The sequence below is a fragment of the Agaribacter marinus genome, from assembly GCF_030160655.1.
Taxonomy (GTDB): domain Bacteria; phylum Pseudomonadota; class Gammaproteobacteria; order Enterobacterales; family Alteromonadaceae; genus Glaciecola; species Glaciecola marina.
The window spans coordinates 208636-223231 of sequence record NZ_BSOT01000007.1; the positions used below are offsets into that span (position 1 = coordinate 208636).

A 14596-nucleotide genomic window follows, 5' to 3' on the forward strand; every position below is an offset into this window, starting at 1 on the left:
TCAGCGTTTGTTAGAAGCGCCAGTTAACACCCAAACGATAAAATGATGCAGCTAGGTTATAGTTTCTAGTCGCTTCTGGAATCGCGGTGAACGCTCGATTAGCTTCTTCTGTTATATTGGTAGCTTTAAAAATAACGCCTAAGTTATCCGTAAAGTTATACCCAACAGAAAAGTCCAGCTGTCCAAAATCTTCGTTCCAATTTCTTGGGTTTACGTTAATTCTATTTCGGTAAACATTTTGACCTGCGACACTTGAGTTATCGGGATCTATCGCAGCCAACGTGAAATCTACATAATCTTGTTCCTGATCGCCACGTAGGTTTGAGTCACGCCAGTTATAGGCCAAACGAACACTCCAGCCGTAGTTTTCATAAAATAGTTGCAAGTTGTACGTGGATTCAGAGCGACCAGGGACTGGCAGGTTTAATCCCGTGTATTCGTCATACCCGGCAGTTTGCTCGCTATCTACTAAGCTGAGGTTTGCCGCGACACCAAATCCTTGTAAATTATTGGGTAAATAGGTGAGCGTATGGACAATGCCCAATTCTAAACCTTCTACTTTTCCGTCGCCGCCATTAATTGGTTGCCTGACTAGTCGATTGAGAGCAACGTTAAAGTCTGTTGAATCGATTTTTTGATTCAGCAACGATTTATAAAAATAAGTGATTGAAACACTGTCTGTTTCTGACATGTACCACTCCCAACTGAGATCCATTGACTCCGTTTCAAATGGCTTCAGGTTAGGGTTACCTTGTGTAAATACGCCACCTCTATTGGCTGGGTCAAGGCTTAAATCATTTGCGCCTGGTCGAGCCATCGTTTTATATAAAGCGAAGCGCACAAACATATCCTCAGTAAGGCCTAAAGATAAATTTAGACTGGGTAAGGTAAAACTATATTCATAACCAGAGGCCAGATAGTCTTTCCAAAGAGAGCCGCCATCAGTGCCCGGTGTACCTGTTCTAATTTCACCGCTAGCCGGAACGGACTCTGATATTTGCCATGGATCATCTTTAAAAATTAAGGCTAACTGTTCTCCGCCCGGTTCATCTCTTGTTGTACAAAAGTTTTTAAGCTGCGGAAGATCTGCTGCCCGATTTCTTGCTCTGTGTGTCGATAGCGGTTGATCCCAAAAAGACGGCTCAAATAATGGCCTTGTATCAGGATCTGAGCCTGCCGCCTCCCATTCTGCAAGTGGACCATTTTGAAACGCTTCATTTTCGGTTCTGACAATATTGGTTTTTTCGATATCTACGTCCCACGGCATATTACAATGTGCGATGAAGGCTTCAGAACGACCATCTGTGTTACCGTGACGAATGCCAAAGTTGCCGGTTAAAGGCATGCCCGCTACTTCGTATTCAAAGTTAAATTTGATGTAAAAAGCGGTAGTATCTTCAAATACCTTTTCTGTCTGCAAGTCGTTCAGTACAACACTGTGGCCACCATAGACAGAATTAATAAAATTATCCCAGGTGCCTTCGTTATTTGTTGTCCCCCAAAATTGACGTGGAAAGGTCCCTGGTACATTAGACATCCCTTCTCTAAGCACCAAAAAGTCATTAATTTTTGCTTCAGTGACATCAGAAAAAGCGCCCTCTGAATCTACAAGGGGGTCGTTGATCAATGACGTTAGAGTCCGATTGGGTTGGTTGCTTCGCCTATCTAGGCCATCAGGTAATCCATCACCGTCTACATCATCCGGAAACCCATCTGCATCATTGTCCTCAAAGCCTGGCACAAATGGTGTTCTAAAGTCAGAGCGGTCTTTAAAGTTTTCTAATTTATCGTAACGTGTTCCAAACTCAATATTATAGATACCCGCAAACTCGACGTTCCAGCTGAAATCTAGACGAAACTCATCTATGTAGCCTCTGGTTCGATTCAGGTTCTTGTTCAAGCGATTTAAACGATGCAAATCATTGCGTAGATTTGGGTCTAAGTAGTTTGGTGAGAAGCCATCAATGGTTGCGCCCCCTAGTCGACTTCCTTCGTCGTCAAGTAAAGGTTCTCGCCATAAAATCTCATACTCAGGTAAATCTCCTCCATTTCGAATGTCAAAACCGATACTCGGGTACAGTCTGTTACCTGTTTCTGGGTGAGTTGTTTCAAGGTGTAACTGCATTTCGCGATTTGTATTGTCGGTTTCCGATTTTGATGTCCCGAACTTAGCGGCAACAAAAAGCTCATCGGTAATATGCCAATTGAGGTCTACGCCGACGTTGATTAAGCTTTTATCTTGTATAAATAGTTGACCGGTAGAGCTTACGGGAGATTGTTGATTGTTGTTTTGCGAATCAGCTAGAAAAATACCTGAGGTAAGGAAGGAGCGATTGACATTGCCAGTCGCTAGTTGACCAGTTGTAAATAACGAACTGGATGCTCGACCATCCGATTGTATGTAATTATCCATGAGTGTCGCGGCACTATACTCTTCAGGTGCCGTCGGACGCGTGAGTGTATTCCAGGTAGCGCCGGGTTCTAAAGTGACACCAAACTCGCCTCTGCCTGTCCTATTACCACCAAGGTTTTGCGTGTTTATTCTGAGTCTGGATGCCGCATTATTTTTTTGATAGTCACTGACGGACGCTTTTAGTTCCATATTTAGGTCGTCATTTAATTCCCATTGAATCGAGCCACTAATGGTGCCGTTAGTCAGTGCTTGTTCTCTTTGTTGAATATCTGCAAAGCGATGGTAAAACGCGGGATGATCAGGTATTGAGCCTGTTGCGTTTAAAAGTGCAATTGAGCGGCCAACACCTGGTGGATCGGATATGCCGCCGCCATTTTGCCTATTTTTGTCGACTCCACCATATCGTGCATTAAAGCCCTCAGAATATGTGTGTCTATCTTCATAATCCGCGGATAAAAGAACCCCCAATCTACCTGCGTTTTCAAATTTCCATTGGTTAGAGAATAAGCCGCCAACTTTTGCGCTGGGGCTACTTTGGAGTGAGTTGTCATTAGCCTCTACAACCGCACGAATCTCAAGTTCATCGAAATCGAATGGGGAAAACGTCGTTAGTTCAACTGACCCACCACTTCCACCTTCAATTTGATCAGCGGTTGGTGTTTTGCGAACAACAATGGATTTAACTAATGAAGACGACAAGGCGTTTAAATTGTTTTCACGATTGTCGAATCCGTCGGAGACGACGCCTTTACCGTTTATGGTGAGTGAGTTAGCACTAAACCCTCGGATCTGAAATGATGTACCGTCACCGGCGTCATCACGGCCAATGGTCACACCGGTGACACGCTGTAACGCTTCAGCAATATTTGTATCGGGTAATTTACCAATATCCGCTGCGGATATTGCATCCACTATTTGCGTGGCGTTTCGCTTAATTTCAGCCGCGTCAGAAAGTGCTTTATAAGTGCCTTTCACCTCAATATGTTCTAGGGTCTCGTCTTCAACATTTGTTTTTTCTTGTGCAAAAACATGGTGGCTGGCCAAAATAGACGTCGGAAAAAGTGTGGCATAAATTAGCAGCGTACTTGTTTTGAGTAAGGGTGTACGTTTTTTACTTTTCACAAACAACTCCTCGTTATAATTAAAAAGTGGTATAGCGCCTTAAAAGCAAAGGCGGACGCCAATGAGCTTACCCCCACCTTGAGGGGCTTTTTCACTGAATGATTACCATCAACTCAACAACAAAAGGGAATTTGCTTTGTGCTATTTGCCAACACCACCAATAAGTATTATGTGTAAAGAGTCAGTACATATATTTAATGTCAGATATAGGATGTATTATGTATGCTTAACATATGTATAACATAAATATAACTTGCGTGTAAAATAGTATTGTAAGTAAAAGTCTAATTTTAAATATGCAGTTTATTGGTGGGGAGTAAAATCAACAAATTGATATTTACAGTCGTAATATCAAATGTTTTCTATATGTCTTTTGGCTAAACTCATTAGCCTTAGGTCTTTCGTTTTATTTTAGTGTGGAGTCACATGCGAATTAAAAGATTTACTAATAACACTTTAGTGTTACTTAATATTAAATAGGTCTAATAGACGGTGGGTCTGAATTGAAACGAATTCGGTTAACTTACCTGAGTGATAGTATTCACTCAGGTTTTGCGAAAAATGTTTTTGCGTTTTGGTAGCAAATATCATTTACTATACCGCCTAGCATGTTAATGTCGTGAGGCGCTTCACCATTCACAACCCAATCGCCAATTTTATTACATAAAATTCGTCTAAAATACTCGTGCCGCGTAAACGACAATAAACTGCGGGAATCCGTGAGCATGCCGACAAATTGGCTTAATATGCCTAACTGCGCAACTTGTTCTAACTGTCTTTCCATTCCGTCTTTTTGATCATTAAACCACCAAGCTGAGCCAAATTGTACCTTCCCAGCAATACTGCCGTCGTTAAAGTTACCCACCATTGTTGCTAACATTTCGTTGGCGGCAGGATTTATCGTATATAAGATAGTTTTTGGCAGTTTTCCTGCGACATCCATAGCATCAAGTAGGCGCGCTAGCGGTTGAGAAAATGGCTTATCACTCATTGAGTCGCATCCAGCATCAGGACCAAATTTTCTAAATATGCGTGAGTTATTGTTGCGTTGTGGACCAATGTGCATTTGCATCACCCAACCCAATTGACAGTATTTTTCAGCGAGCCAAACATGCACACCAGTAAAAAACTGATTTATCTCAATGTCATTTAAGGTATTGCCAGCTAAGCGTTTTTTCAAAATTTGGTTCAAGGTATATTCGTCTGGTACCGGTGCAAAGCGCATGTTTTCAATACCATGATCGGCTGTTCTGCAACCATGTATTTCAAAATGTTGAATGCGTCTATCTAATGCAGTGAGTAGGTTGTCAAAACTAATGATATCTATGTTGGCCAATTTACCTAGCGTTTGCATGTATTCACAAAAGCCATCTAGCTCAATCTTAAAGACTTTATCAGGTCGCCAACTTGGCGTAACCGACACATTAAAACTTGCATCATCTTGCATTTGTTTATGATATTCCAAAGACGAGAGTGGGTCGTCGGTGGTGCCGATGTATTTAACATTCATTTGTTTTAAAATACCGCGTGCTGAAAACTCACGTTGAGCTAGCATCGATTCGGTTTGCGCCCAGATGTCCTCGGCAGTATCCGCCGATAACAACTTGCCACTAATACCGAATGGGCGTTTTAACTCCATATGCGTCCAGTGATAAATTGGATTGCCTATGCATTTAGGAACCGTCTTTGTCCATGCTAAATACTTTTCTTTATCACTTGCATTGCCTGTTATAGATTCTTCATTCATGCCAGCTGTGCGCATGGCTCGCCATTTATAATGATCACCTTGCAGCCATATTTGGCTAATATTCTTGAACCTGAAATCGAGCGCAATTTCTGCTGGACTCAAATGGCTGTGATAGTCGTAAATTGGTTGTTTTGCAGCAAAGTCAAAATATAAGGTTTCAGCAACGCTTGAGTTCAGCAAAAAATTGTCTGCTAAAAATGGTTTCATTTGCTTGATTGTGCTCCTAAGGTATTTACCTCTAATGACGGGGAGTAGGGGCTATGTATAAACGCCATGTCCTGCAATATTGTCATTAATTTTTGCCCATACTCAAGGTATAAGTCGTAACTTTTGTCATTCGGTGTATTTAGCGCACTTGGGTCGTGAAATATAGCTGCAAGGTGCGGCTCTATCGAAATACCACCTGAATAGTTTGAGGCTTGTAAATCACGTAATATTTCTTTTACATAGCCCTGTCCTTCACCTGGCATTGTGTACACTTCTTTTTCACCGGGTTTGGGATTTAAGGTGTCTTTGATGTGAATGTAAGCAACATGTGATTTAATTTCATTGTAAAAATCCCAACCGTTTTGCCAGACATCCGCGCCATTGGCGTAATCTTTCATAAATGGGCTGTTACCGGTGTCATAAATGAGTTTTAGGTCAGGCACATTGTTAATTAATTCCAGACTGTGTCTCCAGCTCATACCGCCATAGTTCATGCAGTTTTCGTGCACCGGTACTAAGTCATGTTCTACAAACATATTCACGATATCACGCAAGCGAGCAAATCGCTCTTCTGCGTGTTGTTCAGTCCCTTCTTCCCGTTTATAGCTCATGATTCTGACGAGCTTGGTGCCAAGGCGTTTCATGCGTGGGATTGCGCGTTCGACCTCAGCCAGTGTAATGTCAAAAGGGTCATGTACGCTTTTTGCCCAATTGGCAATAGCAGATCCAAAGCAACTCACATACACATTGGCGTCTTCTAATTTTTTACACGCAATGTCAAACGCATCTTCGCTGATATCGTGGATATTTTTGCCATCAATGTTTCGACTTTCAATGGCGTTCCAACCAAGCGCCTTGGTGGCTTGGATTTGTAGATCTAAATCTTGTGAGGCCTCATCGGCAAATCCAGTTAAGTACATGTTGTTTCCTATTTACCTGTAATTACCGTTGTAAGTGTCTGTTTATCCGGCCAATGTTGAAGTGGTAAGCTGACTGGCGTGCCTTGCTGTGCCGCAGAAGAATATATAGCGCCAATAAGCTCAATGGCCATGCGACCTTGTTCACCATCTACGATGGACGGTCTATTTTCATCAATGGCATGTAATGCTTCTTCAAAGTTACGTTGATGCCACGAAAAATCGATGGCTTTGGGATCTGATGCTCCTGCTGCTTCGGAGCTTGCTTGTAGACCTAATTTGTCGCGTATTTCTTCGTCTTCTGCGGCTGGTGTTTTAAAATCCCATACTGAAAATTTGTCATCTACCATAAATGCTGAACCTTCCATTCCGCATATCTGCACTTGTGCCGGGTGACCTGTTTTAGAATAACAAGTGGTGGATGCTTGAATAATGCCTTTTGCGCCATTCTCGAACTCTAAAATTGCCACTAATGCATCTTCAACTTCAATACCATCGTGTCCAGCAAGTGCTGCAAACGCGGAGACTTTTTTGACCTTACCCATGACATGTATCAGCAAATCCACAGTATGAATCGATTGGTTCATTAATGCGCCCCCGCCATCTAGTGACCAAGTGCCTCGCCACGCGCCACTATCGTAGTATTCTTGCGTTCTAAACCATTTTATGGAGGCTTCTGCCATCGTTATACGACCAAAACGACCTTGTTCGACCGCTTTTTTTAAAGCATTGGTTGATGCGTTAAATCGTCTAGGGAGCACGCTAATTAATTGTACATTATTTTGTTCGCACGCTCGAATGAGCGCATCCGCTCTTTCTAAGTTGACCTCAAGCGGCTTTTCCATAATGACATGTTTACCTGCATTTGCGGCGGCTATTCCTGGTTCGAGGTGCGCGCCACTTGGTGTGCATACTGTAATAACATCAAGGTCATTGTTCGCAAGTAGTTGTTCAAGATCATCATAGGCTTTACATTCAAACCTGCCTGCGAAGGCTTCGGCTTTAGATAAATTACGATTGAACACAGCGATTAACTTTGCGTTATCCATCGCTTGTATTGCTTTGGCATGAAATTCGGCAATCATACCCGTACCAACAATGCCAAAGTGATAAACTTTTGAGGGCATATGTATTTCCTTTTTTAATCTTTGCTGCGTTTTTTTATCATATACAGTTGCCCAAGGAGCGCAGCAACTACAAAGCCAATGACGAAATATTGCCCAATTGGCAGACCGCCCATCGATTTATTCCAAGCGCCATACGGCCCAAATGCCGCCGCACTGATCAACACGGTAGAGCCAATCATTAATACATTCCATATCACGCGCTTTTTACCTTTTACCCTATTGTCGCCCATGGCGCGTTTAGAGTTAAACAATAAACAAAATGAAATGTAGGCTGTGGGTAAAAATATAAAACCTATGGTGCCTGTAATTGCAGCTAAATAGGGCGCAGATCCACCTGTCCATACGACAAACCACAATAAACCCGTTGCGCCGAGCAATGTGCCCATTTTATGTTGTTTGCCCCCATGAGGAAATCCAAAAAATTCGCAGACACAAAAGCCACTGATTAACATCAACATGGTAATCGTCGAAATCCCCATCGCGAGTATACCAAGACCAAATATCCAGTTAGCTAAGGTGGGGCCTACCACGCCTTCAAGTGCCTTTGTAAATGATCCTGTATCGCGTTTTATCAAATAGGCCGCCATGAGCATTTCTTCATTATCTAAGGGCTCATTTAGCTCTGCGACTCGTTTATCAATTATTTTTGTTAGCTCAGTTTGTACTTTCTTGGATGCGTTAGGGTTAACTTCGTAAATACCTTCGTTTTCAATGAGGGCATTTTGTGGATTACCATGAAAAGTCGCAGCGGCGGCGATGACAACACATGATGTTGCAAGTACAAAGGGGATTAACATACCGGTCGCTAAGTCAAATACCGCCAAACCTCTAAAATTTTTGTTCCAGCCACGGGCAATAATCGAATAAGGCATCATGAAGGTCATGTTTACGCCAACGGCAAATGCTGCGGCCGCAATCAGAACGGTTTGTTGTATATCAATGACTTGTGCATGCCAATAGGCTTTTACCGCGTCAGGAATATGTTGTATTTGTTCACCTAATGCACCGACCGGCTCACTGAAGTGGTTAATATTCGGTACATATCCAGCAAATATTTCGCCCAAGCTGATGCTCTTATCTACGAATACAATTTTTATGCTCACGGCCATAAAGGTAATGACAATGGCGCTAACAATTGCTTTTATCAAAAAATCAAACAATCGCTGGCCTTTTCCACCCTGTCCATAGGTCATAACTACTGCAGTACAAAATGCGAAGATAAGCAATGAAATAACGATTTTGTTTAGCAGTTCATTTTCAAAACCCAGCCCGATATTTTCGGTGATTGCAGAGTAAGATAATGCATATTGAGGCATTACCCATATTAGATTTGCTAGCAGAGAGGCAAAAAGCCAACCCCACGCTAGCACTGGGTTGATTTGATCACGAATGAGTTTGTATGGGGATTGCCCTGAACTAAGCGTCACGTAAGCAATGGCTGACAACATAACAACACCCATTAGCATTGCCACAATTTGAACCCATAAGAAGTGTGTTCCGCCAACAACACCTAAAAATAGCGCACTGGCAAGTGAGCCTCCACCCAAGGTAATGCCGCTTTGCAGCCAGCCTGGCCCTGACATACTTAAATAGGTTTTTAAGGTGGCAAACAACCCTGTTTGTTTGGCTGTTAGCAAGCGTTGTTCGTCGACTGCGAGCGTGTCGTTTTCAGCATCATTTGATGTGTTTTGTGTATCTACATTGTCAATATTAGCATTCACTGTCGCGGACCTTACAATGACGTAATTTTTATATTGCGAAAACGGATAGTGTTGCTTCGATCGCCATTTTTTGCAAAACCATGACTACCATGATGCTGGATCCCTACAAAGCCCTTGCTCAATTTTGTGTCAGTAACATGTGTCGTGAGTACGTCATTTACCCAAATTTTAATGTCATTGCCTTCTGCTTTAATTTTGTATTTGTTCCAGCTTAAGTGTTTGTATGCATTTGCTTTAGTATCATCCCATATGGGGGAATGATTAACTTTGAAGTCTTCATCTGGGAATGAACGTGTATCATGCAGTGGGTGTAGCCATTGTCTTCGCGTGCCTTGCTCATAAAGGCCGCCGCTCCATTTACGTTCACTGGGGTCTACTTCCGCTTGGTAACCATAGGCATATGCGCCTCTGGTTTCATGCTTTCCGACTTGGGCCCTAAAAATAATGCCAGAATTTGAATATTCTTTTGTGTCGGGCATTTTTACTTCAGCTTCAAATACAAAGTTTTCGTATTGCTGTTTACTTAACAAAAACCAATTGCCAGTAGATATCAATAGCAATTCATCATCTTCTTGCGTGATTTCACCATAGTCATATATGTTTTGCCACACAGATAAATCTTGATCCAATCGTTGAGAACTCGTTGCACATGCACTTAATAAAAATGCACACGCAAAAATTGATGTAAGTAGCGTTGTCGGGCGGTATGACATGGCGATTCCTTTTTTTGCCACTAAGCAAGTACATGCGTAGCAAACGTTAATACTTTGTTAAGCTCCATATTATGCATAGCTTTATTTATTGGTCAACCAATTAATAAATTGGTTGACAAGTTATGGGGTGCGCCGCAAGATACAGCAATATAAAAAATGTAATATTTGTAATCCTGTTAGTTATCAAAAAGTACATTTGTGTAATAATGCATATAAATCAATGAGATAAATTTAAGGTTGTGCTCTACTTTGAATAAACGCCCTTACCAAAAAATTGGTGAACAACTTAAAGATCAATTATCGGATGGCAGTTTTTCTGTCGGTGATAAATTACCGCCTGAACGAGATATTGCGCAACGGATGTCGGTCAGCCGAGCGACCGTGAGAGACGCAATGATAATGCTTGAACTAGATGGTTTGGTTGAAGTTAGGAAGGGCTCCGGTACTTATGTGGTTGCTATCCCTGCTGATGATCATACCCTTGAAAGCAATGATGCTAAAAATTATAGCGCTGAAAGTCATAACCTTAGCGATGATATGGGGGTTTTCGAAATGCTCCAAGCGCGGCAACTCGTCGAGAGCCATATTGCAGAATTTGCGGCAACACAGGTAACAAAAACCGATATTCTTCGCTTGGAAGAAGCATTAGTGCAAGAGCGTGAAGCCATTGCAAACCACGAAGACAATGAGCAAGGTGACCGTGCTTTTCATATGGCGCTCGCCAACGCGACTCAGAACAGTTCTTTGGTAGATGTAGCTGAGCGGCTATGGGTACAGCGCCAAACTAGCCAAGCGTGGGTAGTACTTCATCGACGACTAACGGATATAGATTATCGTGAAAAATGGTTAGATGAGCATCAAAAAATACTGACTGCCTTAAAGCGACGCCAACCTAAAGAGGCTGGTTTGGCAATGTGGCAGCATTTAGAAAGTGTTAAGCAAACGTTGTTGACACTGTCTAATGTAGATGACCCGGCATTTGATGGTTATTTATTTGACTCTTATTCTTTGCAAGCAAACTAGGAAATTAGCATGGAACAAACGTGGCGTTGGTACGGACCAAATGATTTAGTAAGCCTTGATGACATCAGGCAAGCCGGTGCGACGGGCGTAGTAACTGCATTGCATCATATTCCCAATGGACAAGTATGGTCAGTGAAAGAAATTGCAGCGCGTAAAAAAATTATCGAAGAAAAGTCGCTGACTTGGTCGGTGGTCGAAAGTGTGCCGGTACATGAAGATATTAAGCGCCAATCGTCGGGATTTCAGCACTACATTGATAACTATAAACAAACAATCATTAACTTGGCAGATCAGGGCGTTAAGACTATTTGCTACAATTTCATGCCAGTGTTGGACTGGACGCGTACCGATTTGTCTTATGAATTGCCTGATGGGTCACGTGCTTTACGCTTTAATGCGGATGCATTAGCGGCGTTTGAGCTCTTCTTATTAAAGCGTCCCGGTGCAGAGCAGACATATTCGGACGAAGAGAAGCGGCGCGCTAGCGTATATCTAGATAGTCTAAATGATACGGAAAAACAAACGCTTATCAACAATATCATTGCCGGCTTACCTGGGGCAGAAGAAGGTTACACGCTTGACCAATTCCAAACTCAATTAGACGCTTATCAGCATATTGATAAAGAGACCTTCAGAGGACATTTAGCGTATTTTCTCAAGGAAATTTTACCTATTTGCCAACAATATGATGTGCAGATGGCAATTCATCCTGACGATCCGCCTCGCCCAATTCTTGGATTGCCGCGCATTATGTCCACCATCGAAGATGTTAAATGGTTAGTGTCTATTGCCAATACTGCATATAACGGCATTACTATGTGCACAGGGTCTTATGGCGTGCGCGCTGACAATGATTTGGTAGACATGATTCAACAGTTTGGTGATCGTATTTATTTTGCTCACTTGCGAGCTACTCAACGTGAAGAAAATTCGAATAGCTTTTATGAAGCAGCACATTTGGACGGCGATGTAGATATGTATAATGTTGTTTATGCCTTGCTAGAGCAAGAGCAAAAACGCAAGCAAGCGGGTAAAGAACAACTTATTCCAATGCGACCAGACCATGGTCATCAAATTCTAGATGATCTAAATAAGGCGACTAACCCTGGCTACTCAGCAATAGGCCGTTTAAAAGGACTGGCAGAGATTAGAGGTTTAGAAATGGGATTAAAACGCGCATTTTTTAATTAACGGCTTTTTTGAGTGTCCTTATATGAGGTAATGTTGTCTTAACAGACGCATATACACCTGCAATACTTAAGTCTGTTTAAGGAGATATTATGACTAAACGTATTGCTTTTTTTATTGCTGATGGTTTTCAGACACTCGACCTTTTTGGTCCATTGGATACTTTCTTTGAAACGAACTCTCTTGTTAATCAGGCTTATCAGTGTGACATTGTAAGTTTTGCAGAAGGCACTGTTGAAAATAGCGCAGGCCATAGGGTGATAGCAGATTTTGCGTTAGCGACCTTAGGGCATGTTGACTATATGATCATTTGCGGTGGCTCGGGCATGCGCACGTTGTCACTGAGTGCTTCGCAGTTAGCGGCTTTTAGAACACTGTGTATTGATGCAGAAAAAGTGATAAGCATTTGTACAGGCGCATTTATACTTGCACAAATATTTTGTGATGAACCAAGAAAGTTGACAACACATTGGCGCCATTGCCATACCTTGGCCTCACAACATCAGTGTGCTGAGGTTGATCCAGAGCCACTTTTTATTAATGATAAAAATATATGGTCTTCGGCTGGTATACTGTCGGGTGTTGATTTAGCCTTGGAGATCATAAAGCAAGATCACGGAAACACAATTGCATCCGCTGTTGCTAAAGAGTTAGTCGTTTATTTACAGCGCAAAGGTAACCAGCAGCAATTTTCTGATTTATTACAACACCAGTCTGCTCAGAGTATTAGATTAGCACCCTTGTTGGATTGGATAGTTGATAATTTGCAGCAGAAAATCAGTGTGAACGATTTGGCAGAGCTTGTAAGTGTTAGCCCTCGACAAATTACACGAATGTTTAACAAACATATGAACACCACGCCAGCCGCATACATTGCAAAGCTTAGAATGCATCAGGCAAGAGATATGTTAAATGAAGGGAATCATTCACTTGCTGCGATTTCTCGTCGAGTGGGTTTTAGTAACTATGAAAGTTTTAGACGAGCATTTGAACGTCAATTTGGCCTATCGCCATCTGATTATTCACGTTAAATGAAGGATGTCCTTATGAAAATGCTAACGTTAATCGGTGCAACGCTAATATCTATGGGGGCAGTTGCAAGCGATAAAGGCCTTGCTGATTTTACAACGGATGGTTGCAGCATGTTCCCAGACGGCACACCTGAACAACCTACGTTATGGCAAAACTGTTGTGTTTTGCATGATATTGCTTATTGGCAAGGTGGCAGTTTTCAGCAACGTCTTCAGGCCGACAAAGCACTTGCTGCTTGTGTGACTGCACTTGGCAAACTTGATCTTGCGAAAGTAATGTTTGCTGGCGTTAGGGTAGGAGGCTCTCCTTATCTACCGACCTCTTATCGTTGGGGGTATGGGTGGGCGTTTCCTCGTGGGTATAAGGTTGTTTCGGACATAGAACGCACGCAAATAAATGCAAAATTAAAACACGTTTCACATATTAAAATATTAGATGTGACAGAAGCTGTTCAGTAGAGTTGAGAACAAACGCGTTTGCGTTTATTCTTTAAAAACATCGTATTAAGTTTCTGAGACATAAAAATGAAGAGAAGATTTGTTGTATTGAGTTTATTGGCAATGTTAGGTGCTATTAGCGCTTGCACACCTGAAGTGGGTAGCAAAGATTGGTGCGATGACTTAGATGAAAAGCCTAAAGGTGACTGGTCGGCAAATGAAGCGAAAGATTATGCTAAGCACTGTTTATTTAAAAGTAAAGACGAAGAGTAAACACCAGTAAAATCATGCGTATTGATATTTGCACGATTACTCGCACGCTTTTTATCGTAATTGGTTTTTTATTAATGCCATTGGCAACATCTGCAAACGTTGATGTTGCTGATCAGGCGCTGTCTGAGTGCATCTCAAAAGCAATGAAAAAAGCCAAGGTCGAAGAATCTACTAAATTAAATAAGTTAAAGTGTCACAATAAAGGCATTAAAAACATTGACGGTATTCAAGCTTTTACAGGCCTAACGAGCTTGTCTTTATTCGGGAATAGCATTGTTAACGCTGATCTCACGCCATTGTCTAAACTCACACACTTGAATTTAGCGAAAAATAAACTCAAATCGCTTTCAATTCGTGCTTTGCCCTCGCTAGAAACATTATATTTGTTTAAAAACGAGCTACAAACGCTAGATTTTACTGGCGTATCCTCATTAAAAAAAATGCGTATTATGCAAAATAATTTGAACGCACTCGACATTACGCCTTTACTATCGTTAGAAGAAGCTTATCTTTGGGATAACAAATTGGAAGATTTACAAATCACTGGGCTTAATAAGCTTAAGTTCTTAGATGTAAAACAAAATCCAATGCCCGACGAACTCTATGATTTCTATGATAAACAAAAGGGCATTACGATCAGTCATGACGGTAATGCTGATGATTGGAAGTGACCAAT

General features: G+C 41.8%; 12 protein-coding genes. 6 read left to right on the forward strand and 6 right to left on the reverse strand.

The genetic code is table 11. The annotated features are described in order from the left end of the window. Window positions 1-10: 10 nt before the first annotated feature. From QQK00_RS15440 to QQK00_RS15465, 6 genes are all read right to left on the reverse strand, one after another. Window positions 11-3535, reverse strand: a complete 3525-nt coding sequence (locus QQK00_RS15440) for a TonB-dependent receptor (RefSeq protein ID WP_284218521.1) — start codon at window positions 3533-3535, stop codon at window positions 11-13. Between the two features lie 541 nt (window positions 3536-4076). Next, window positions 4077-5489, reverse strand: coding sequence for a glucuronate isomerase (gene uxaC / locus QQK00_RS15445; protein ID WP_284218522.1), 1413 nt, complete (start codon window positions 5487-5489; stop codon window positions 4077-4079). Continuing rightward, a complete protein-coding gene (locus QQK00_RS15450) occupies window positions 5486-6409 on the reverse strand; it encodes a sugar phosphate isomerase/epimerase family protein (protein WP_284218524.1) in 924 nt (307 codons plus the stop codon). Before QQK00_RS15450 ends, uxaC begins: the two co-directional genes overlap by 4 nt. 8 nt (window positions 6410-6417) lie before the next feature. After that, the gene (locus QQK00_RS15455; protein ID WP_284218526.1) at window positions 6418-7533 is read right to left on the reverse strand and encodes a Gfo/Idh/MocA family protein; all 1116 of its coding nucleotides are present in this window, start codon (window positions 7531-7533) and stop codon (window positions 6418-6420) included. 14 nt (window positions 7534-7547) lie between these two features. Beyond that, window positions 7548-9254, reverse strand: coding sequence for a divalent metal cation transporter (locus QQK00_RS15460; RefSeq protein ID WP_284218527.1), 1707 nt, complete (start codon window positions 9252-9254; stop codon window positions 7548-7550). Between the two features lie 11 nt (window positions 9255-9265). Then, window positions 9266-9967 carry a 3-keto-disaccharide hydrolase gene (locus tag QQK00_RS15465; RefSeq protein WP_284218529.1) on the reverse strand — a complete coding sequence of 234 codons (702 nt, stop codon included), beginning with the start codon at window positions 9965-9967 and terminating at the stop codon, window positions 9266-9268. 249 nt (window positions 9968-10216) lie between these two features. On the opposite strand from QQK00_RS15465, the gene QQK00_RS15470 reads away from it, so the two are divergent. The 6 genes from QQK00_RS15470 (at window position 10217) to QQK00_RS15495 (ending at window position 14591) form a co-directional block, all read left to right on the forward strand. Beyond that, the gene (locus QQK00_RS15470) at window positions 10217-10990 is read left to right on the forward strand and encodes an FCD domain-containing protein (protein WP_284218531.1); all 774 of its coding nucleotides are present in this window, start codon (window positions 10217-10219) and stop codon (window positions 10988-10990) included. A 9-nt stretch (window positions 10991-10999) separates the two neighbouring features. Beyond that, window positions 11000-12181 carry a mannonate dehydratase gene (gene uxuA / locus QQK00_RS15475; protein WP_284218532.1) on the forward strand — a complete coding sequence of 394 codons (1182 nt, stop codon included), beginning with the start codon at window positions 11000-11002 and terminating at the stop codon, window positions 12179-12181. An 89-nt stretch (window positions 12182-12270) separates the two neighbouring features. Next, a complete protein-coding gene (locus tag QQK00_RS15480; protein WP_284218533.1) occupies window positions 12271-13209 on the forward strand; it encodes a GlxA family transcriptional regulator in 939 nt (312 codons plus the stop codon). Between the two features lie 15 nt (window positions 13210-13224). Then, a complete protein-coding gene (locus tag QQK00_RS15485) occupies window positions 13225-13668 on the forward strand; it encodes a hypothetical protein (RefSeq protein WP_284218534.1) in 444 nt (147 codons plus the stop codon). A gap of 102 nt (window positions 13669-13770) precedes the next feature. Next, entirely contained in the window at window positions 13771-13920 is a 150-nt protein-coding gene (locus tag QQK00_RS15490; RefSeq protein ID WP_431307749.1) for a DUF3012 domain-containing protein, read from the forward strand. A 14-nt stretch (window positions 13921-13934) separates the two neighbouring features. Next, window positions 13935-14591, forward strand: coding sequence for a leucine-rich repeat domain-containing protein (locus QQK00_RS15495; protein ID WP_284218536.1), 657 nt, complete (start codon window positions 13935-13937; stop codon window positions 14589-14591). Window positions 14592-14596 lie beyond the last annotated feature (5 nt).

Bases quoted from the DNA above. Each gene is read 5' to 3' on its own strand.
- uxuA (WP_284218532.1), top strand. From the start codon at position 11,000: ATGGAACAAACGTGGCGTTGGTACGGACCAAATGATTTAGTAAGCCTT.
- QQK00_RS15450 (WP_284218524.1), bottom strand. From the start codon at position 6,409: ATGTACTTAACTGGATTTGCCGATGAGGCCTCACAAGATTTAGATCTA.
- QQK00_RS15480 (WP_284218533.1), top strand. From the start codon at position 12,271: ATGACTAAACGTATTGCTTTTTTTATTGCTGATGGTTTTCAGACACTC.
- QQK00_RS15465 (WP_284218529.1), bottom strand. From the start codon at position 9,967: ATGTCATACCGCCCGACAACGCTACTTACATCAATTTTTGCGTGTGCA.
- uxaC (WP_284218522.1), bottom strand. From the start codon at position 5,489: ATGAAACCATTTTTAGCAGACAATTTTTTGCTGAACTCAAGCGTTGCT.
- QQK00_RS15455 (WP_284218526.1), bottom strand. From the start codon at position 7,533: ATGCCCTCAAAAGTTTATCACTTTGGCATTGTTGGTACGGGTATGATT.
- QQK00_RS15490 (WP_431307749.1), top strand. From the start codon at position 13,771: ATGTTAGGTGCTATTAGCGCTTGCACACCTGAAGTGGGTAGCAAAGAT.
- QQK00_RS15485 (WP_284218534.1), top strand. From the start codon at position 13,225: ATGAAAATGCTAACGTTAATCGGTGCAACGCTAATATCTATGGGGGCA.
- QQK00_RS15495 (WP_284218536.1), top strand. From the start codon at position 13,935: ATGCGTATTGATATTTGCACGATTACTCGCACGCTTTTTATCGTAATT.